The organism is Lentzea chajnantorensis (assembly GCF_054300775.1).
Genome location: NZ_JBSDZT010000002.1, coordinates 5,282,242 through 5,301,760 on the forward strand (window position 1 = coordinate 5,282,242; position 19,519 = coordinate 5,301,760).

Consider the following 19,519-nt stretch of genomic DNA (forward strand, 5'->3'; position numbering starts at 1 on the left):
TCGCCTGGGGGCCGGTCAGAACGCGGGTGCGGTGGCCACGCGGTCGCGGCCGGAGTTCTTGGCCCGGTAGAGCGCTTCGTCGGCGGCGAGCAGCAGTGGGCTGAGCTCGGTCGCGGTGTCGGGGAACACCGCCGCGCCCACGGAGGCGGTCAGGCCGGTGATGACGCGGGGTTCGCCGCTGCGGTCGACGGCGGGGACCTCGAGGCGGGCGATGTCGAAGCGGATGCGTTCGGCGGTGGCGCGGACCTCGTCGGTGCCGACGCCGGGCAGCAGGACGGCGAACTCCTCGCCGCCGAAGCGGCCGACGAGGTCGTAGGAGCGCACGGCGTGGCGGACGGAGTCGGCGATGGCGCGCAGGACCCGGTCGCCCGCGAGGTGGCCGTAGGTGTCGTTGATGACCTTGAAGTGGTCGATGTCGAGGATGAGGACGCCGACGGTGGAGGTCAGGCGGCGGGCGCGGGCGAGCTCGCGTTCGGCGACGTCGTGCCAGAAGGTGGCGTCGACCAGGCCGGTCTTGGAGTCGGTGCGGGCGGCGACGCGGAACTGCGGCAGCAGCAGGCCCATGTGCAGGGCCAGGACGGTGAGCAGCAGGATCGGCGTGAGCCACGGTCGTGCGGTGGCGATGATGGCGACGCCGGAGCCGAGGCCGACGGAGGCGGTGACGATGAGGACGTCGGAGGCGTGGCCGAGCGCGGTCTTCACCGGGTTGGCCGGGTTGGTCATGATGATGGCGCCCACGACCAGGGCGTAGTTGACGAACCAGTAGAGGAACCCGGCCACCGCGAGGGCGATCAGCCCACGTGGACCGTCCAGATCAGACGGAGCTGACGCCGAGAACATGTGCAGCACCCATTGCGCTGCGGCACATCCAAGTATGACAGTGGCGGCGGAGAACAGCTTCCGGTACAGGACCGCCCGGCGTTTGTAGACCCGCAGCCACGCGTGCAGGTAGATGGTCACGACCAGCAGGACGACCAGTGGCATCGGGAGTACGAGCACGCCCGCGAACTGCCACACCGACTGCATCTGCGCGTGCGGGGCACCCTCCACGGAGATCTCGCGGATGCGTTCGATGCCGCGTGCCGCTTCCAGGTGGACCAGGGCGGCGACGGCGAGTGCCGCGAACCACGTCCACGAGCGCGCCTCGACAGGGGTAAGCCGTGCGGTTGCGAGCGTGACGAGTGCCGCCGTCACGGAGATCGTCACGACGTAGGTCAGCACGACAGGAGGAAGAGACCATAGCTTCCACCGGCGCGGGTCGAGCCAAGGCACGCTGCCACCCCCACCGAAAACCATCAGGAACCAACCACTGTAGCCACCGGGTCACGCCAAGTCGTGGCTCCATGTGGGGGACCTCACCCTGAGTAGTCCTCGCGTTCTCGCGCACCATTCACCCCTTGCAACTCCCGCATTCCCACAAGGAGACGGTCATCATGATGAACACCGCGCTGTCCACCGACTGGACCTTCGCCGCGTCGACGGACTGGACCTTCCGGTCCTCCACCGACTGGACGTTCACGTCGACGGACTGGACGTTCGCCTCGACCGACTGGACCTTCGCGTCCACCGACTGGACCGTCTGACCACCTGGGACGCAGTGGGAGAGGGGTGCGCCGGCCGGTGTGGACGGCCGGCACCCCGCTCTCTCGTTCACGGCGTGCCGCGGGCAGGCGCCGCCACCGCCTGCCGCCACGACCAGCCCGCCGCGCACGCCGCGAGCACGCCCGCGAGGCCCGCGGCGGCGATGACCTGGTGCGCCGCCCACCGTTCGGCCAGCAGCCCGGCCAGGCCGACCCCGACGCCCTGCGACACCCGCAGTGCGGTGACGGCGAGCCCGAAGGCCTGCCCGCGGGCGGCGTCGGGCACCTCGCGCACGAACGTGGTGTTCGCGAGCAGCTGGTAGGCGCTCGCGACCCCGGACAGTGCGATCAGCGCCAATGACCAGCCCAGTCCCGGTCGCAGCAGCACGGGCAGCAGCACCGCGCAGGAGGCGACCGCCAGCCACGGCATGGCGGCGAGCTGCCGGTGGTGCGGGATGCGCGCGACCACGGCCATGCCGGCGACGGCACCGGCGGCGTGCGCGGCGAGGATCAGCCCCACCGCCGACGCGCCCGCTCCCAGCTGTGCCGCGTAGGGAGCGGCCAGTGCCTCGGCGACGATGTAGAACCCGGACACGCAGGCCAGTGCGACCAGGGCCCGCAGCCGGCGGGCCCGCCAGACCAGCCGTGCGCCGCCCAGCAGGTCCGAGGACCAGGCCCGCACGTGCGGGTGCTCCGGGACCGCGCGGCGCAGCACGTGGGCGCTGACCAGCAGGGCGGAGACGGCGAAGGTCACCGAGTCGGCCACCAGCACCGGACCGGGCCCCCACCACGCCACCAGCGCGCCGCCGGCGACGAACCCCAGCACCTGCGCGGCCTGGGTGACGGTGCTCAGCGCCGCCATCCCCAGCGGGTAGCGCTCGTCGGGCAGCACGTGCGGCAGCAGCGCCGCCCGCGCCGCACCGTGCGGGGCCCCGGCGAGCTGCACCAGCACCAGCACGGCCGCCAGCACCCACAGCGGCAGCCCCGGTACGGCCATGACCAGCAGCAGCACCGCCCGCACCAGGTCGGCGGCCACCATCACGTCCCGGCGCGCGAACCGGTCGGCCAGCCCGGACAGCAGCGGCCCGCCCACCAGGTCGGGCAGGAACGTCAACGCGTAGGTCAGCGCCGTCAGCCCCGCGCTCGCCGTGCGGTCGTAGACGTGCACCGCCAGCGCGACCCGCGCGAACTGGTCCCCGGCCACCGACACCACGTGCGCGGCGAAGAGGGCGCGGAACTCACCGTCACGGGCAAGATCGCGGTAGCCGGGCATGGGCTACAGGATGGCCGACCCGGCCGCGTGCCGGGTGATCACCGGCGAAATCCGCTGTCCGGGTTGCCCCACCTGCCGTCACCGCGCCGCCGAACGCGACGACCCCCGCGGCAGGCACATGCAAATTGCACGCCCACGGCCACCCTGGCCCTTCCGGTGACGCAGCGTCACCAGCAGGGCCAGGGCGGGCCGCGCCCGTTCCCGGTCTCAGAGCTGGGCCCAGAACCCGCACCGGTGGTCGCGGGCGAAGTCGGTGGGGCCGATGGCACCCGGAGCCAGCGACTGCACCGCGGCCCGCCAGCCGGGGTCGCCGGTGCGGGCGAACCGGCCCCACGCCGTGATCATGTAGTCCGACACCGCGCGTTGGGCCGGGGTGAGCACCACGCCGGGGAAGTCGAACAGCATCAGCAGCTCGGAGGCGTGGTAGGCCCTGTACCCGCCGGGGAACGGCGGCAGGTCCGGGAACAGCAGCGGCACGCCCGCGTCCGCGAACTCGTAGCCCGACACCCGCTGGTGGCGGCCCAGCTCCCGGCGCGCGTCGGCCACCGTGCACGCCCACGACTGGTCGGTCATCAGCCGGGCCAGCTCGTCGCGCACGTCGCCGTTGCCGTCGGCGGGGTAGCGGGCCAGCACCCGGTCCACGTCCTCGGCCGCGTACAGCCCGGCCAGCGCCTGCCGGTAGGCCGCGGTCGGGATGGGCTGCGGGAAGAGCAACGCCGCGAACAGCGTCGCCTCGTCGTGCGTGGAGCCCACCAGGGTGGGCACGTGGTGCATCCGGCCCGTGCGCTGCGCCACCACCGGGTCGACCGGCAGCACCGCCGTGCCGTGCGCGGGGGTGCCGAACGCGGTGTGCACACCGAGCAGCGCGGTCACCGGCAACGCCCGCAGGCACGCCACGTCCGCGCACCCCAGCCCCGCGGCGGCCTGCGCGCCGGTCTGCTCGACCGCCGCCCGCTCGCGCCACAGCGTCGAGAACACCCCCGGCTGCCCGCCCGGTGTCGTCAGCCCGCACGGACCGGACTGGATGATCGCCTTGTCGAACAACCCCGCCGCCCGCGGCGATGCCAGCAGCGCGCACACGCTCAACCCACCGGCGGACTCGCCGAACACCGTCACGTTGCCCGCGTCGCCGCCGAAGGCCCGCGCGTTGCGCTGCACCCACCGCAGCGCCGCCTGCTGGTCGGCCAGCCCGAACGCACCCGACCCGGCGAGGCCGGGCAGCCCGAAGAACCCGAACACCCCGAGCCGGTAGTTCACCGTCACCACGACCGCGCCGGTGCGGGTCGCGAGCCGGCGCGCGTCGTAGTCCGACGCCGCCCCTGCGGTGAACCCGCCGCCGTGGACCCACACCATCACCGGTCGCGGCCGTGCCGGGCCGGTGGGTGCGGTGACGTTGAGGTACAGGCAGTCCTCGGTCTGCGAGCCCGGCTGGCCCAGCTGCGGCAGCTGAGCGCACTTCGGGCTCGGCACCGTCGCGTCCCGCACCCCGCGCCACGCCGCGGCCGGCTGCGGGTCGCGCCACCGGTTCGCGCCCACCGGCGGCGCCGCGAACGGGATGGCGCCGAACGTCCGGTACCCCTCGGCCACCGTCCCGGCCACCAGGCCCTTGTCGGTGCGCACCACCCGGCCGTCCCCGGCCCCGTTCCCGGCGGCCGCCGGAGCCGTCACCACCGCCGTGGCGAGCACCGCGGTCAGCGTCGCGGTCAGCACGGACCTCATCGGCTTGCGTCTCATGGAACCCCCTCAGTCCGCCACCGAACGTAGCGAGGCCGCCACGGGGCCGATACCGCCGGAGGTCGCCGTCCCCGTCATCCGAAGGCGATCGCCCGGTTGCCGACATACCGACCGGTCGGTACCCTCCGGTCCGTGGGTGACACGACACTTCCCGACAGCCCGTCGGTCGACGCGCTGGTCTTCGACTGGGGCGGGGTCATGACCGTCTCCGTACCCGAGTTCGTCGGTCAGTGGATGCACGCCGAGGCCGTGGACCGCGACGTCTACGGCCGCATCATGCGCGACTGGCTGGGCCGGGAGGCCCGTCCCGGCAACCCGGTGCACCTGCTGGAGACCGGCGAGCTGACCGTGGCGGAGTTCGAACGGCTGCTGGCCGCCGAGCTCATCACCACCGGCGGTGACCCGATCCCCGGCAAGGGGCTGCTGCGGCGCATGTTCGGCGGCGCCACCCCCGACCCGGCGATGGTCGAGCTGGTCCGCAAGGCCCGCGCCGCCGGCCTGCACACCGCGCTGCTGTCCAACAGCTGGGGCGAGGGCTACCCCGCAGACCTGCTCGTCGAGCTGTTCGAGACCGTCGTCATCAGCGGCCGCGTCGGCCTGCGCAAACCCGACCGGCGCATCTACCACCACACCCTGGAGCAGATCGGCCTGCCCGCCGGGCGTGCCGTGTTCTTCGACGACGCGCCCGTCAACGTCGAGGCCGCCCAGGCGATCGGCATGCACGCCTTCCGCCACACCACCGCCGATGCCACCCGCGCCCACCTCGCCACCCTCGGAGTGACCCTGTGAGTGAACCCGTGACCGACCGCCCTGCCCCGGACCAGCCCGGCTCGGAGCTGCCTGGCTCGGAGTTGCCCGGCCTCGACCTGCGTGCCCTGGCCACCCACCTGGGCACGGGCCCGCTCACCGGTGAGCTGTTCCGCGGCGGCCGTTCCAACCTCACCTACCGCGTCGGCGACGGCACCCGCACCTGGGTCCTGCGCCGCCCGCCGCTGGGTCACGTGCTGGCCACCGCCCACGACATGGCCCGCGAGTTCCGCGTCATCTCCGCCCTGGCCGGCACCGCGGTGCCCGTGCCCGGCACCCACCGGCTCGTGGAGGACCCGTCGGTCATCGGCGCGCCCTTCTACCTGATGGACGAGATGCCCGGTGCCGCCCTGCGCGAACGCTCCCAGTGCCCGTGGCTGACCCCCGAGGACGCCCGCGCGTTGTCGCAGCGCCTCGTCGACGTGCTCGCCGACCTGCACGCGGTCGACCCCGCCTCGGTGGGCCTGGCCGGCTTCGGCCGCCCCGACGGGTTCCTCACCCGCCAGGTCACCCGCTGGGGCAAGCAGCTCGACGCCTCCCGCAGCCGCGACCTGCCCGGCATCGACGAGCTGCGCGACAAGCTCGCCGCCACCGTCCCCGCCTCCGGGCGCGCGACGATCATCCACGGCGACTACCGCCTCGACAACGCGCTGGTCACCCGCGACCCGCTCGCCATCAGCGCCGTCTTGGACTGGGAGATGGCCACCCTCGGCGACCCGCTGGCCGACCTCGGCCTGCTCTACGTCTACTGGGCAGGCCTGGGCGCGGACCTCGGCAAGGGCGCCGACCCCATCACCGGCGGCGTCACGTCCCTGCCGGGTTTCCTCACCGCCGACGAGCTCGTCGCCCGCTACACCGCCCGCACCGGCACCGACACCTCCGGCCTGGGCTGGTACATCGCCTTCGGCTACTTCAAGCTCGCCGTCATCGTCGAGGGCATCCACTTCCGCTTCGCCAGCGGCAAGACCGTCGGCGCGGGCTTCGACAAGCTCGGCGCCTTCACCGTCCCCCTCGTCCGCCAAGGACTCGCCGCCGCCCACAAGGAGCTTCTGACATGGACTTCGCCTACGACGCCAAGACCGAGGAACTGCGCACCCGGCTCCTCGCGTTCATGGACTCCCACGTCTACCCCGCCGAGGCCGTGCTGGAGCAGCAGCTGCACGACGCCGAGGACCCGTGGCAGCGCCAGCCGGTCCTGGAGGAGCTCAAGGCCGAGGCCCGCCGCCAGGGCCTGTGGAACCTCTTCCTGCCCGACCCCGAGCACGGCGGCGGCCTGACGAACCTGCAGTACGCGCCGCTCGCCGAGATCACCGGCCGCAGCCCCCACCTCGCCCCCGAGGCCCTCAACTGCGCCGCCCCGGACACCGGCAACATGGAAGTGCTCGCCATGTTCGGCACCGACGAGCAGAAGAAGCAGTGGCTGCAGCCGCTGCTCGACGGCGAGATCCGCTCCGCGTTCTGCATGACCGAACCCGACGTGGCCTCCTCCGACGCCACCAACATCGCCACCCGCATCGAACGCGACGGCGACGACTACGTCGTCAACGGCACCAAGTGGTGGTCGTCGGGGGCGATGAACCCCAACTGCGCGATCTTCATCGTCATGGGCAAGACCGACCCCGACGCTGAACGCCACCGCCAGCAGGCCATGATCCTCGTCCCGCGCGATGCCCCCGGCGTCACCGTCAAGCGCGCCCTGCACGTCTTCGGCTACGGCGACCACGCCCACGGCGGCCACGCCGAGATCGAGTTCACCGACGTCCGCGTGCCGGCGGCGAACCTGATCGCGGGGGAGGGCGAGGGCTTCGCCATCGCGCAGGCCCGCCTGGGCCCCGGCCGCATCCACCACTGCATGCGCCTGATCGGCATGGCCGAACGCGCTCTGGAGCTGATGTGCCGCCGCGCCGTGTCCCGCGTCGCGTTCGGCCGTCCCATCGCCACCCAGGGCGTGCTGCAGGAGTGGATCGCCGAGTCCCGCGTCCGCATCGAACAGGCCCGCCTGCTCGTGCTCAAGACCGCGTGGCTCATGGACACCGTGGGCAACAAGGGCGCCCACACCGAGATCCAGTCGATCAAGATCGGCGTCCCGGCCATGGCCGAGTGGGTCATCGACAAGGCCATCCAGGCCCACGGTGGCGGTGGTGTCAGCCAGGACTTCCCGCTCGCGGAGCTGTGGGCGGCCACCCGCACGCTGCGCCTGGCCGACGGCCCCGACGAGGTCCACCGCATGTCGCTGGCCAAGCGGGAGCTGAAGAAGTACCTCTAGGACACGACCACGGGGCCGGGTCGCCACCGCCGTGGCGACCCGGCCCCGTGATGCTCAGGTGAACAGGCAGAACGGGTGCCGTCCGGGTCGAACAGCACCCGCACGCCGGGCTGCGGCTGCACCGGGGCCAGCGCCGCCCCGCACGCCGGCGCGTGCCCGGTGGCCGCCTCCAGGTCCTCCACCTCGATGTCGAGGTGCTGCGTCGCGTTCTGCCCCGAGCGCGTGCTCGGCCACACCGGCGGCGTGAACTCGTTCTCCAGCTCGAAGTTCACCGCAAGCCCGTCCGGCGTGCGCACCAGCGCCCATCGCGGTTCCGCCTCCGCCACGTCCGCGCCCAGCAGCCGCGCGTAGAACTCCGCCAGCTCCCGCGGCCGCGCACAGCCGACCGTGACCGAGGTGAGCCGCATGCCGTGAACCTCCCGTGTCGCCTCCACCGGCAGGCGGTACCCGCCGCGGCCGGGTACCCGACACCGGTCAGTTGTTCAAGGCTTCGCGGGCCGCGAGAGCCGCGCGGCAGGCGTGCACGAAGTCCCAGAACACCTCGGTCGTGGTGTGCCGGCGGTCGGAGCGGGAGTTCTCGGCGAACATGGCGCCGCGCAGGGGAGTGGTGAGCTCCAGCTGCCCGCCCCGGCGCGACCGGGTGCGGTTGGCGATGTTCGCCCGGTCGCCGCCACCGAGGATCGGGTGGTCGGCGGCGTCGACCGTGTGGAACCCGGCGCGGCGCAACCGGGTCAGCAGCTCCGCGCGCAGCAGGGCGTCGCGGCCGCCGACCAGCACCGCCCGGTCGTGGTCCTCCAGGCCCGCCGCCGCCGCGGTGCACCCGTGCAGGCCCAGTGCGTGCGCCGCACCCGACACCAGCGTGCGCGCCACCCGGTCGTCGCAGTGCGACGAGGTCACGTGCAGCTCGTCGTTGGCGACCGAGCGCAGGCCCTCGAACATCCAGTAGTCGTGGGTCTGCCCGATGGGCACCCGCGTCGAGGGGTGGTAGCCGGCGATCGCGAGGCACAGCTCGGACGTGCCGACCTCGATGCCGCCGCCGTGCGGGGCGAGGACGACCGACTGCGTGCGGGGACGGTGCCGCTTGAAACGGCGCCGGTAGTCCACCCGTTCCACCAGTCGGGGATCGGCGTAGAGGTCGGTGTTGGACGCGTAGACGTCCAATGCCGCCCATTGGGGCTGGGGTCTCATGGCGGGCGGAAGCCTACCCGGGATCACCCGGTCGGCCGCCGCCCGCCGTGTGAACCATCACGCGCGGTGAGTCGTCACGCGCTGGGAACGGTCACGCGTCGATCTGCTTCGGGGACTCGTCACCCGAGGTGATCGCGATCTTGCGGGGCTTGGCGCGCTCGGCGATCGGGATCCGCAGCGTCAGCACACCCGCCTCGTAGCCCGCGTCGATGTGGTCGGTGTCGAGCGTGTCGCCCAGGAACAGCTGCCGCGAGAACACGCCCAGCGGCCGCTCCGAGACCTGCATCTCGACGTCCTTGCCGACCGGCCTGCGCTCGGCCTTGACCGTCAGCACGTTGCGCTCGACGTCGAGCTCGATCGCGTCCGGCGAGACACCCGGCAGGTCGAAGCACACGACGAACCGGTCACCGTCGCGGTAGGCGTCCATCGGCATGGCCGAGGGCCGCGACCACGTGCCCTGTCCGCCGAACACCTGCTGCGTCAGCCGGTCGAGCTCGCGGAACGGGTCAGTGCGCATCAACATCTGACACCTCCTGTCACCTCGTGGACTGTCAATGCGCTGCACCACTGTTGTAACATGTCGTCGAGACGATGACAAGCCACCGATGTCATCAGGAGGACGACATGCCGAGTGACTACGAGACGGTCCGCGCGACCGCTGCCCGGCCGGGCAGCGCCACCGAGGTCCTGTCAGCCCTGATGCTGCTGCGCCGGCTGCGCGACGAGCTCTCCGACTACGAGCCGCAGCTCATCGAGGCCGCCCGTTCCCTGGGCACCAGCTGGGCCGACCTCGCCCCCGCGCTCGGTGTCGCCAGCCGTCAGGCCGCCGAACGCCGCTACCTGCGCGTGCGCCGCACCGATGACACCGGCACCGGCGACGAGCGCGTGCAGGCCGAACGCGACCGCCGCGCCGGCGACAAGGCCGTCACCGCCTGGGCGCGCGAGAACGCCGCCGTCCTGCGGGTGCTCGCCGCCCAGGTCGGCCCGCACGACGCGGGCGTGCAGGACGCCCTCGGCCACACCGACGCCGCCCAGCTCCTCGAGCCGCTGACCCAGGCCGGTCCCGGCCTGCGCGACGGCCACCCCGGCCTCGCCGACCAGATCAGCGCCATCGGCCGGCAGACCGACCGGCTGCGCCTCGACGCCCAGCAACGCCGCACCCTCTGATCACCCACACGAGCCCCACCCGCCACATCCGAGGGCACGCGGGGACCTTTCGTACCCTCCAGGGGTACGAAAGGTCCCCGCGTGCCCTGAACAGACGGGGGGTCAGAGGAGGCGGAGTGTTGCGGCGGCGGCGTCGAGTTCCGCCGCCACGCCCAGAGGCAACGTCCACTGCCCGGCGCAGTGCCCGAACCCGAAGTCGCCCAGCACCGGCACCCCCAGCGGCACGAGCCGGTCCAGCAGCACCGCCGACGGGTCACCGCACCCGGTCCACGACCCCAGCACGATCCCCGACACCGGCTCGAACCACCCGGCCCGCAGCAGCTGCGTCAGGATCCGGTCCAGCCGGTAGGGCTCCTCACCGACGTCCTCCAGCAACGCGATGGCCCCCGGCTCGGGCACCGACCACCGCGGCCCGCCCACCGACGCCGCCAGCAGCGCCGCGTTCCCGCCCACCAGCACCCCGCGGGCGGTACCGGGCACCACGGGCGTTCCCGCGGTCCACGACGACACGCCCTCGAACAGGAACCGCCGCAGCCGCTCCTGCGCCACCGGGTCCTCGACGAAGTCCCGCGTGCCCGGCATCGGCCCGAACACCGTCGGCTGCCCGGCCGCGTTGAGCTCCGCGTGCAGCACCGTCACGTCCGAGGAGCCCACGAACACCCGCGGCGGCAGTGACCGCCACGGCACCAGGTCCGTCATCCGCAGGCACCCGTACCCGCCGCGCATGCAGAACACCGCCGCCACGTCCGAGCACCACGCGTCCACGAACTCCGCCGCCCGGTCGGCGTCGGAACCGGCCAGGTACGGCAACGACCACGCGTCCACCACAGGTGTGGTGACCGTCAGCCCCCACGACCGCAGCACCGCCACACCCGCGGCGACCAGCGGCGCGAGAGCCGGGCCGGCCGGTGACACCAGCGCGACCCGGTCCCCGCGCTTCAGAACGCTCACGAGCGCACCGCGCGCAGGGTCACGAACGCAGGTCCAGCACCGGCACACCCGGCGGCGTGAACCCGAACACCTGCCCGTAGAACGACAGCTCCGCCTCCAGGGCGGCCTTGATGTTCTCGGCCTTGCGGAACCCGTGCTGCTCGCCCTCGAAGGTGAGGTAGGCGTGCGGGATGCCCGACCCGTCCAGGTCCGCGGCGAACCGGTCGGCCTGCTCGGGCGGGCAGATCTCGTCCTCCAGGCCCTGCAGCAGCAGCACCGGACCGGACACCGACCGCGCCTTGTTCGACGGCGACCGGTCCCGGTAGCGGTCAGCGGCCTCGGGCAGCGTGCCCACCAGGCCCTCGACGTAGCGGGACTCGAAGTCGTGGGTCTCCCCGCCCTCCGAGGTCCAGCCCGCCAGGTCGAGGATCGGGAACGCCACCATGCCGCACCGGTAGACGTCGGTGGAGGTCAGCGACGCCGCCGAGGTCCAGCCACCGGCCGAGCCACCGCGGATGGCCAGCCGCTGCGGGTCCGCCGTGCCCTCCTTCGCCAGCTCCTGGGCCACGAACGCGCAGTCCTGCACGTCCACGACACCCCATTGCTCGCGCAGCCGTTCCCGGAACGCCCGGCCGTAGCCGGTCGAGCCGCCGTAGTTCACCGCCACCACGCCGATGCCGCGGCTGGTGAGGTAGGCGATGTCGGAGTCGAGCTTGGGCAGCGCCCGCCCGGTCGGCCCGCCGTGCACGTGCACCACGTACGGCGGCAGCTCACCCTCGGGAGCGGCGAAGTCGGGGTTGGTCGGCGGGTAGACGTAGGCGGGGACCTCCCCGAACACCCGCTCCACCGGCACCGGCAGGTACGCGGCCTGCGCCGGTTCCTCACCGCCGGTCAGGTAGGTCAGCTCGCCGTTGGACAGGTCCAGCCGCACGACGTTGAACTCCAAGGTCGGCCCGGCCGCCCCGTCGATCACCACGCCGTCGCGCACCGACAGGTCCGCCGCCCACATCGGCAGGTCGGTCTCCACGTCGGTGACCGTGCCGCTGCGCTCGTCGAGCACCGCCAGGTGACCCGAGCGCACCACCAGGTAGCGGCCCGGCGCCAGGGTGGCGAACCAGCGGTTGCCCAGCCGCCACATCGGGCCGCCCAGCTCCTCCGCGCACTCGGCCAGGTTCGTGCGCGAGCCGTCCAGCCCGACGCGGAACAGGTTCCACCAGCCGTGCGGGTCGGTCAGCGCCAGCAGCGAGTCGCCCTCCCACTCGAACTGGCACACCGCCTCGGTCGTCGACCCGGTGAGCACCCGGTGACCGGGTTCGCCGATGTCGGCCACGCACAGCTCGGAGCCGTCCCACGGCATCTGCGGGTGGTCCCAGCCGATCCACGCGAACTTCGTGCCGTCGGGGCTGATCTTCGGGCCGGTCATGAAGTGGTGCGACGACCCCAGCACCCGCACCTCACCCGACGGTGTGATCGCCACCAGGTCGCGGCGCACGTCGGTGCGCGCGTCCCCGGTGATCGACTCGCGCACGCACCACACCTCGCCGTCCGGTCCCGCGGACAGGTCGGCGTAGCGCAGCCCGTGGTGGCGCTGCGGTTCCGGCGTCAACGGCACCGGCGGCACCTGCGGGGTGTCCGGGTTGAACACGTAGACGCGCTGGTCGGTCCAGTGCGTGAACGCCACCCGGTCCTCGGCGAGCACCACGAACGGCCGCCCGCCGTACTCGTGCACCCGGTTGCGGGCGTTCCACGGCGCGGGCAGCACCTCCACCCCGTCGCGCACCAGAGCGACCCGGCCACCCTCGGCCGGCCTGCTCTCGGCCCACCACACCTGCTCACCGTGCAGGTCGGCCCACTGGAACCCACCACCCGGCTTGGAGGTGTCGCCGGCGCTGATCGGCGAGGTCCACGTCCCGTACGAAGCGATCTTCACCACAACCCGACCCTATACGCGGAGTGTTTGGTGGGGGAGGACCTGCCGACGATCTCCGCGTGGCCTAGGGTCGTAGGTGCCATGGCTCGCGTCATTCACGTATTCCGCGCACCCGACCGGTTCATCGCAGGAACCGTCGGGCAGCCCGGCGACCGCATCTTCTACCTGCAGGCCTCCGAGCAGAGCAGGTTGATCAGCGTCGCGCTGGAGAAGCAGCAGGTCCAGGTCCTCGCCGAACGCATCGGCTCGCTCCTGGAGGAGGTGCATCGCCGCTTCGGCACCGAGGTGCCCGACGACGCGCCACCCGACGACGTCGACACCGAACCCCTCGACGTGCCCGTCGAGGAGGAGTTCCGCGTCGGCACCATGGGACTGGGCTGGGACGCCGAGTCCAAGGCCGTCGTGATCGAACTGCTCGCGATCTCCGAGGAGGAGGTCGACGAGGCGGTGGTGCTCGACGACACCGAGGAGGGCCCCGACGCCGTGCGGGTGTTCCTCTCACCCGGTGCTGCCCGCGCCTTCGCCGCCCGCGCCGACCGCGTCGTCAACGCCGGCCGCAAACCCTGCCCGCTGTGCGCCGAACCGCTCGACCCCGACGGCCACATCTGCCCGCGCCAGAACGGCTACCGCCGCACCGAGGAAGACTGACGTGGACACCGCCGCGGCCATCGAGTTGCTGACTCACGGCCGCATCGAGGTCGAGGGCAGGCTCGTCGACGCCTCCAACGCGACGCTGTTCTGCAAGATCTCCCACAACGGGCTCGACGCGCAGTGCGTGTACAAGCCGGTGCGCGGCGAACGGCCGCTGTGGGACTTCCCCGACGGCACCCTCGCCGGCCGCGAGGTCGCCACCTACCTGATCTCGGCGGCCTCCGGTGTCGGCGTGGTGCCGCCCACGGTGCTGCGTCCCGGCCCGTTCGGCTCGGGCATGGTGCAGCTGTGGGTGGACACCCGCGAGGAGGACGAGCTCGTCGACATCGTCGGCGTCGACGACGTGAAACCGGGCTGGATCCCCGTCTTCCACGCCCACGACCGCTTCGGCGACCCGGCCGTGCTCGTGCACGCCGACCACCCCCGCGTCCAGCTGATGTCCGCGTTCGACGTCGTGGTGAACAACGCCGACCGCAAGGGCGGCCACGTCCTGCACGCCGTGGACGGCGGGGTGTTCGGCGTCGACCACGGCATCTGCCTGCACGTCGAACCCAAGCTGCGCACCGTGCTGTGGGGCTGGGCCCGCGAACCGCTGCCCGAGCCGGTGCTGGAGGCCATGCGCCGCCTCAGGTCCGCGCTCGAGGGCGACCTGGGCGAACAGCTGCACGACCACCTCACCCGCGCCGAGGTCCGCGCGGTCTCCGAACGCACCGACAAGCTGCTCGCCGACGGCGTGTTCCCCGAACCGTCGGGCGACTGGCCGGCAATTCCGTGGCCCGCGTTCTGACGCACGGTTAGCGTCCGGGGTTGTGATCACCCCGCCCAAGCCCGTGCCCGGTGACCGCGTCGCGGTCGTCTCCCCCTCCGCGGGCCTGCCCGGGCTGTTCCCGCTGCCCTACGAGCTCGGCCTGCGGCGGTTGCGCGAGCTGGGCCTGGAACCCGTGGAGTACCCGGCCACCCGCAAGATGGGCGCGAGTCCGCGTGAGCGCGCTGCGGACCTGCACGCCGCGTTCGCCGACCCGGACGTCAAGGCCGTGATCGCGAGCATCGGCGGCGACAGCCAGATCGAAGTCCTGCCGCACCTGGACGTCGAGCTGGTCACCGCCAACCCCAAGCCGTTCGTCGGGTTCAGCGACAACACGAACCTGCTGGTCTGGCTCGCCAACCGCGGCATCGTCGGCTACCACGGCGCCACCGTCATGACCGAGCTCGGCCGTCCCGGTGCCCTGCACCCGGCCACCCGTGACTCGCTGCACGCCGCCCTGTTCACCACCGGCGAGTACGCACTGCCGCAGTCCACCGCCTACGGCGACGTGAACAAACCCTGGGACGACCCCGCCACGTTCGACGCCGAACCCGAGCTGCGGCCCGCTGCCGGCTGGCAGTGGCACCACGGCGACCGCGTCGTGGAGGGCCAGGCGTGGGGTGGCTGCCTGGAGGTCCTGTCGTGGCTGCTGATGGCCGACCGCGAGATCAAGCCGCCCGAGCACTACGAGGGCAAGGTCCTGTTCTTCGAGACCTCCGAGGAGATGCCGCCCGCCACCGAGGTGTTCTACGTGCTGCGCGCGATGGGCGAACGCGGCCTGCTGGCCCGGTTCGCCGCCGTCCTCGTCGGCCGCGCCCGCGCCTGGTCGTTCACCAAGCCCGGCACCGACCGGGCCGCTTACACCGCAGACCAGCGCGAGGCCGTGCTGCGGGCGTTCGCGCGGTACGCGCCGGGCACGCCGATCGTGTTCGACGTCGACCTCGGCCACACCGACCCGCAGCTGGTGGTCCCGGTCGGCGGCCGGGTGCGGGTGGACGGCCCGAACCGCACGATCACCGTCACCTACTGACCCGCACAACCTCACCTCCCCGCACCGATCTGCCCCGGTAGCGACCGGAAAACGACCGGAAACCGGGGTGAATCCGGCCTCCGGGGCGAAACAGACCCGGCGTCCTGGCCCGAGTCGCTAGCGTGAAGCGGGTGATCGACGACCCCGCCAGAGCCCGCCTGGTCCGCCGTTTCGGAGACTCCGCCACCACCTGGCTCGACGCCCTGCCCGACCTGGTCGCCACCCTCTCCGCCCGCTGGGGCCTCACCGTCGTCGAGCCGATGCCCGGCGGCACCGGTGTCACGTTCCGGTGCACGAACGCGGTGCTCAAGCTGACCCCCGAGCACGACATCGCCGCCCACGAGGCCAAGGCGCTCACCGCGTGGGCCGACACACCCGCGGCGGTGGACCTGCTCGACACCGACCTCGCCCGCGGCGCCCTGCTGCTGGAGCTGCTGCACCCCGGCACCGAGGCCACCGACCCGGCGCGTGTGGTGCCGGTGCTGCACCAGGCCGACCCGAAGGGGTTCCCGCCGCTGCGCGCCCGCGTGGACTTCCTGTTCGAGACGTTGCTGCCGCGCCGCACCGGCACCTACTACGCCACCGAGCACGCCAAGGCCCGCCGGCTCGCCACCGACAACACCCCGGTGGTGCTGCTGCACGGCGACATGCACCCCGGCAACGTCCTGCAGAGCGCGCGCGGGCCGGTGGCGATCGACCCACGGGCGTGCGTGGGTGACCCGGCGGTGGACTGGCTGGACTTCGTGCACGGCGGGTACGACCTGCACGGCGCCGACGTGGACCTCGACCGCGTGCACGAGTGGCTCACCGCCTTCAAACCGTTCTACGGCTAGGGTCTGCGGGTGCGTTCTCACGACTACGGCCGCGATGTCCTGTCCACCCCGAAGCGCAAGAAGGTCCGCGAGGTCGCGGCCGAACCCGGTCTCGTCGTCGAGGACCCCGCCAGCGGCTTCTGCGGCGCGGTCGTGAAGTTCGAGCACGGCAACGTCGTGCTGGAGGACCGTCACGGCCGCCACCGGCTGTTCCCGCTCACGCCCGCCGGGTTCCTCGTCGACGGGCAGCCCGTCACGCTCGTGCGGCCCGTGGCCGCGCCGCAGAAGGCGCGCATCAGCGCCTCCGGTTCGGTGAAGGTCGAGGGGCTGCGGGCGCGGACGGCCAAGGCCAGCCGCATCTGGGTCGAGGGCAAGCACGACGCCGAGCTCGTCGAACGCGTCTGGGGCCACGACCTGCGCGTCGAGGGCATCGTCGTGGAACCCCTCGACGGCGTCGACGACCTGCCCGCCCGCATCGCCGAGTTCGGCACCGCGGCGCACCGCCGCCTGGGCGTGCTGGTGGACCACCTCGTCGCCGGGTCGAAGGAGCAGCGCATCGTCGACCAGGTCCGCGACGACAACGTGCTGGTCACCGGCCACCCCTACGTCGACATCTGGCAGGCCGTGAAACCCGCCGCCGTGAAGATCGAGGCGTGGCCGGTGGTGCCCAGGCACATCCCGTGGAAGGAAGGGGTGTGCGCGCAGCTGGGGTGGGGTGAGACCTGGGAGGGCTGGCAGCGGGTGCTCGGCGCGGTCAGCAGCTACCGCGACGTCGAGTCCGACCTGCTCGGCGCCGTGGAGCGGCTCATCGACTTCGTCACCGTTCCCCGGGACTGACCCGCCTGTAGCGGGCGACGAGCACACCCGTGCCCGTGGTGGTGCTGCCGGTGAGCGCGAACCGGGTCAGCGGCGCCGGCCCCTCCCTCACACGAACGGCGGCCGCAGGTGTCGACGCCGCAGGATGATCGGTTTTGTCACGGTCGGGGGCGCAGCGCGCTGAAGTTCAGCCGGTCGGGCGGCCCGTGGTGTATGTATGGGCGCATGGCCGCCGCGCTGATCTGGCTGATCGTCGGGATCCTGCTCGTCGTCGCCGAGGTTCTCTCCGGTGACTTCGTGCTGGTGATGCTCGGCGCCGCCGCGCTGGCCGCGGCGGGGGTGACCGCGCTGGGTGCTGGTGACCTGGTGAGCGTCCTCGTCTTCGCCGCGTCCTCGGTGGGTCTGATCGCCGGTGCCCGGCCGCTGCTCAAGAAGCGGCTGCAGCTGGGTTCCAGCGTGCGGATGCACCACGAGGCGCTGCTGGGCAGCAAGGCCGTCGCGGTGTCCGAGGTGGACGAGCACGGCGGGCAGGTCAAGATCGGCGGCGACACCTGGAGCGCGCGCACCCTCGACGGGTCCGTGATCGCGGCAGGCGAGGCCGTCACCGTAGTCGAGATCTCGGGAGCGACGGCCGTGGTGATCGCCGCGGTCTGACCGCCGCGCTGCGATCACGCGACCGGCCGTCGGAGCCCAGAAGGATGTGAACCGAGTTGGACCCGATCACCGGCGTGGTCGCGGCCGTCATCGCCCTGTTCGTGTTGATCGTCGCCGTGAAATCGGTGCTGGTCATCCCGCAGGCGCAGGCCGCCGTCATCGAACGTCTGGGCCGCTACCGCAACACCGCCGCGCCCGGCCTGAACATCATCGTGCCGTTCATCGACAAGGTGCGGGCCCGCATCGACCTGCGCGAGCAGGTCGTGTCGTTCCCGCCGCAGCCGGTGATCACCCAGGACAACCTGACCGTGTCGATCGACACGGTCGTGTACTTCCAGGTCACCGAGCCGCGCAGCGCCGTCTACGAGATCTCCAACTACATCGTCGGTGTCGAGCAGCTCACGATCACGACGCTGCGCAACCTCGTCGGTGGCATGAGCCTGGAGGAGACGCTGACCTCCCGCGACCACATCAACGGTCAGCTGCGCGGGGTGCTCGACGAGGCCACCGGCCGCTGGGGCCTGCGGGTGGCGCGGGTGGAGCTGAAGTCCATCGACCCGCCGCCGTCGATCCAGGACTCGATGGAGAAGCAGATGCGCGCCGACCGCGAGAAGCGCGCCATGATCCTCAACGCCGAAGGCCAGCGCGAGTCGTCCATCAAGACCGCCGAGGGCCAGAAGCAGTCGCAGATCCTCGCCGCCGAGGGCGCCAAGCAGGCCGCGATCCTCACCGCGGAGGCCGAGCGGCAGTCCGCGATCCTGCGCGCGCAGGGTGAACGCGCCGCCCGCTACCTGCAGGCGCAGGGCCAGGCGAAGGCGATCGAGAAGGTCTTCGCCGCCATCAAGGACGGCCGCCCCACCCCGGAGGTGCTGGCGTACCAGTACCTGCAGACGTTGCCGCAGATGGCGCAGGGCGACGCGAACAAGGTGTGGATGATCCCGTCGGACTACGGCAAGGCCCTCGAGGGGTTCGCCCGCATGCTCGGCGCACCCGGTGAGGACGGTGTGTTCCGCTACGAGCCGCCCGCCGACACCGGTGAGCGGCCGAAGCCGGAGCAGGACGACCCGTCGGTCGCCGACTGGTTCGACACCAAGCCCGACCCGAAGGTCGCCGAGGCCGTCGCCGCCGCGGAGGCGGTGGCCCGCAAGGAGGTGCCCAGTCCGCTGAGCGCACCGCCGCGGTCCGTGGGCGGCGCGGCGGCGTTCCCGGAGCTGGAGGCCGAGCAGCCGCGTTCCCTGCACCAGCCCGACGAGCAGGCCTGAGCACAAGACACGACGAGGAACGGCCCGCCCCTGCCACCGGGGGCGGGCCGTTCGCCGTCGTGAGCTGCGGAAACAAGAAAGTCCGGAAAATCTGCGGGCCGGGTGTCGATCCCGGCACCGGCCCGTTCGACCTGGGCGTGAAAGGGTCCACACCGGACCCACCCGAACCCCCTGGGGAGATCGTCATGAAGTTCATGCTCATCTGGCGCGTCGAGTCCGACGAGGCGTGGAGCAACCTGGGCGAGATCGACTTCGACCAGATGATCGAGACCGTCGGCCGCTTCAACGAGGAGCTCATCGAGGCCGGTGTGCTGATCGCCGCCGAGGGCCTCGCACCCGCCGAGGAGGGTGTGGTCGTCGACTTCTCCTCCGAGCCGCCGGTGGTCACCGACGGCCCCTACGGGGAGACCAAGGAGCTGTTCAACGGCTTCTACCTGATCCGGGTGGACTCCATCGAGGAGGCCGTCGAGTGGGCCAAGCGCACCCCGATGACCGCCGCCGGGTTCAAGACCGAGATCCGCCGCGTGTCCGAGATCCACGAGTTCCCCCAGGACAACGAGTGGATCAAGAAGGAGCGGGCCTGGCGCGAGTCCACCGGCCAGCTCTGAGCACAC

Annotated in this window: 20 protein-coding genes and 1 pseudogene; 13 read left to right on the forward strand and 8 right to left on the reverse strand. The window is 72.3% G+C overall.

What is annotated here, in order from left to right:
• Positions 1–15: 15 nt before the first annotated feature.
• Positions 16–1,221, reverse strand: coding sequence for a GGDEF domain-containing protein (locus tag ACVDFE_RS26135; protein WP_360396702.1), 1,206 nt, complete (start codon positions 1,219–1,221; stop codon positions 16–18).
• 176 nt (positions 1,222–1,397) lie between these two features.
• Between ACVDFE_RS26135 and ACVDFE_RS26140 the strand changes: the two genes are divergently transcribed.
• Positions 1,398–1,583 (forward strand): hypothetical protein, encoded by a 186-nt coding sequence (locus ACVDFE_RS26140; RefSeq protein WP_360396704.1) that lies wholly within the window; start codon positions 1,398–1,400, stop codon positions 1,581–1,583.
• Between the two features lie 67 nt (positions 1,584–1,650).
• Here the strand turns inward: ACVDFE_RS26140 and ACVDFE_RS26145 are convergent, their stop codons facing one another.
• On the reverse strand, positions 1,651–2,853 hold the full coding sequence (locus ACVDFE_RS26145; RefSeq protein WP_458432226.1) for an MFS transporter: 1,203 nt from the start codon (positions 2,851–2,853) through the stop codon (positions 1,651–1,653).
• A gap of 207 nt (positions 2,854–3,060) precedes the next feature.
• Positions 3,061–4,587: a carboxylesterase/lipase family protein gene (locus tag ACVDFE_RS26150; RefSeq protein ID WP_458432227.1), complete on the reverse strand. Its 1,527-nt coding sequence runs from the start codon at positions 4,585–4,587 to the stop codon at positions 3,061–3,063.
• A gap of 132 nt (positions 4,588–4,719) precedes the next feature.
• On the opposite strand from ACVDFE_RS26150, the gene ACVDFE_RS26155 reads away from it, so the two are divergent.
• The 3 genes and pseudogenes from ACVDFE_RS26155 (at position 4,720) to ACVDFE_RS26165 (ending at position 7,660) form a co-directional block, all read left to right on the forward strand.
• On the forward strand, positions 4,720–5,376 hold the full coding sequence (locus tag ACVDFE_RS26155) for an HAD family hydrolase (protein WP_458432228.1): 657 nt from the start codon (positions 4,720–4,722) through the stop codon (positions 5,374–5,376).
• 47 nt (positions 5,377–5,423) lie between these two features.
• A pseudogene (locus ACVDFE_RS26160) lies at positions 5,424–6,422 on the forward strand (phosphotransferase family protein); the annotation flags it as partial.
• A 26-nt stretch (positions 6,423–6,448) separates the two neighbouring features.
• Positions 6,449–7,660, forward strand: a complete 1,212-nt coding sequence (locus tag ACVDFE_RS26165) for an acyl-CoA dehydrogenase family protein (RefSeq protein WP_458432229.1) — start codon at positions 6,449–6,451, stop codon at positions 7,658–7,660.
• Here the strand turns inward: ACVDFE_RS26165 and ACVDFE_RS26170 are convergent.
• The 3 genes from ACVDFE_RS26170 to ACVDFE_RS26180 form a co-directional block, all read right to left on the reverse strand.
• A complete protein-coding gene (locus ACVDFE_RS26170; RefSeq protein WP_458432230.1) occupies positions 7,657–8,067 on the reverse strand; it encodes a VOC family protein in 411 nt (136 codons plus the stop codon). The two genes, ACVDFE_RS26165 and ACVDFE_RS26170, sit on opposite strands and share 4 nt — an antisense overlap.
• 67 nt (positions 8,068–8,134) lie before the next feature.
• Positions 8,135–8,848 carry a poly-gamma-glutamate hydrolase family protein gene (locus tag ACVDFE_RS26175; protein WP_360396716.1) on the reverse strand — a complete coding sequence of 238 codons (714 nt, stop codon included), beginning with the start codon at positions 8,846–8,848 and terminating at the stop codon, positions 8,135–8,137.
• 91 nt (positions 8,849–8,939) lie between these two features.
• Entirely contained in the window at positions 8,940–9,371 is a 432-nt protein-coding gene (locus ACVDFE_RS26180) for an Hsp20/alpha crystallin family protein (protein WP_360396717.1), read from the reverse strand.
• Positions 9,372–9,472: 101 nt separating this feature from the next.
• Here ACVDFE_RS26180 and ACVDFE_RS26185 point away from each other — a divergent pair, with 101 nt between their 5' ends.
• The gene (locus ACVDFE_RS26185; RefSeq protein WP_360396719.1) at positions 9,473–10,015 is read left to right on the forward strand and encodes an HSP18 transcriptional regulator; all 543 of its coding nucleotides are present in this window, start codon (positions 9,473–9,475) and stop codon (positions 10,013–10,015) included.
• Between the two features lie 102 nt (positions 10,016–10,117).
• Here ACVDFE_RS26185 and ACVDFE_RS26190 read toward each other — a convergent pair whose 3' ends face one another.
• Both ACVDFE_RS26190 and ACVDFE_RS26195 read right to left on the reverse strand, forming a co-directional pair.
• Complete coding sequence (locus ACVDFE_RS26190; RefSeq protein WP_458432231.1) at positions 10,118–10,966, reverse strand: S66 peptidase family protein; 849 nt, start codon at positions 10,964–10,966, stop codon at positions 10,118–10,120.
• Positions 10,967–10,985: 19 nt separating this feature from the next.
• Positions 10,986–12,878 carry a prolyl oligopeptidase family serine peptidase gene (locus tag ACVDFE_RS26195; RefSeq protein ID WP_458432232.1) on the reverse strand — a complete coding sequence of 631 codons (1,893 nt, stop codon included), beginning with the start codon at positions 12,876–12,878 and terminating at the stop codon, positions 10,986–10,988.
• 78 nt (positions 12,879–12,956) lie between these two features.
• Between ACVDFE_RS26195 and ACVDFE_RS26200 the strand changes: the two genes are divergently transcribed.
• From ACVDFE_RS26200 to ACVDFE_RS26235, 8 genes are all read left to right on the forward strand, one after another.
• A complete protein-coding gene (locus ACVDFE_RS26200) occupies positions 12,957–13,523 on the forward strand; it encodes a DUF3090 domain-containing protein (protein WP_360394440.1) in 567 nt (188 codons plus the stop codon).
• A gap of 1 nt (position 13,524) precedes the next feature.
• Positions 13,525–14,313 carry an SCO1664 family protein gene (locus tag ACVDFE_RS26205; RefSeq protein ID WP_360394443.1) on the forward strand — a complete coding sequence of 263 codons (789 nt, stop codon included), beginning with the start codon at positions 13,525–13,527 and terminating at the stop codon, positions 14,311–14,313.
• Between the two features lie 22 nt (positions 14,314–14,335).
• Positions 14,336–15,361, forward strand: coding sequence for a S66 family peptidase (locus ACVDFE_RS26210; protein ID WP_458432233.1), 1,026 nt, complete (start codon positions 14,336–14,338; stop codon positions 15,359–15,361).
• 131 nt (positions 15,362–15,492) lie between these two features.
• Positions 15,493–16,194, forward strand: coding sequence for an aminoglycoside phosphotransferase family protein (locus ACVDFE_RS26215; RefSeq protein WP_360394447.1), 702 nt, complete (start codon positions 15,493–15,495; stop codon positions 16,192–16,194).
• A gap of 9 nt (positions 16,195–16,203) precedes the next feature.
• On the forward strand, positions 16,204–17,010 hold the full coding sequence (locus ACVDFE_RS26220) for a DUF3097 domain-containing protein (protein WP_458432234.1): 807 nt from the start codon (positions 16,204–16,206) through the stop codon (positions 17,008–17,010).
• Positions 17,011–17,214: 204 nt separating this feature from the next.
• Positions 17,215–17,643: an NfeD family protein gene (locus ACVDFE_RS26225; RefSeq protein ID WP_458432235.1), complete on the forward strand. Its 429-nt coding sequence runs from the start codon at positions 17,215–17,217 to the stop codon at positions 17,641–17,643.
• Positions 17,644–17,708: 65 nt separating this feature from the next.
• Positions 17,709–18,905 (forward strand): SPFH domain-containing protein, encoded by a 1,197-nt coding sequence (locus ACVDFE_RS26230; RefSeq protein ID WP_458434399.1) that lies wholly within the window; start codon positions 17,709–17,711, stop codon positions 18,903–18,905.
• A gap of 185 nt (positions 18,906–19,090) precedes the next feature.
• On the forward strand, positions 19,091–19,513 hold the full coding sequence (locus ACVDFE_RS26235; RefSeq protein ID WP_360394457.1) for a YciI family protein: 423 nt from the start codon (positions 19,091–19,093) through the stop codon (positions 19,511–19,513).
• The last annotated feature ends 6 nt before the right edge of the window (positions 19,514–19,519 follow it).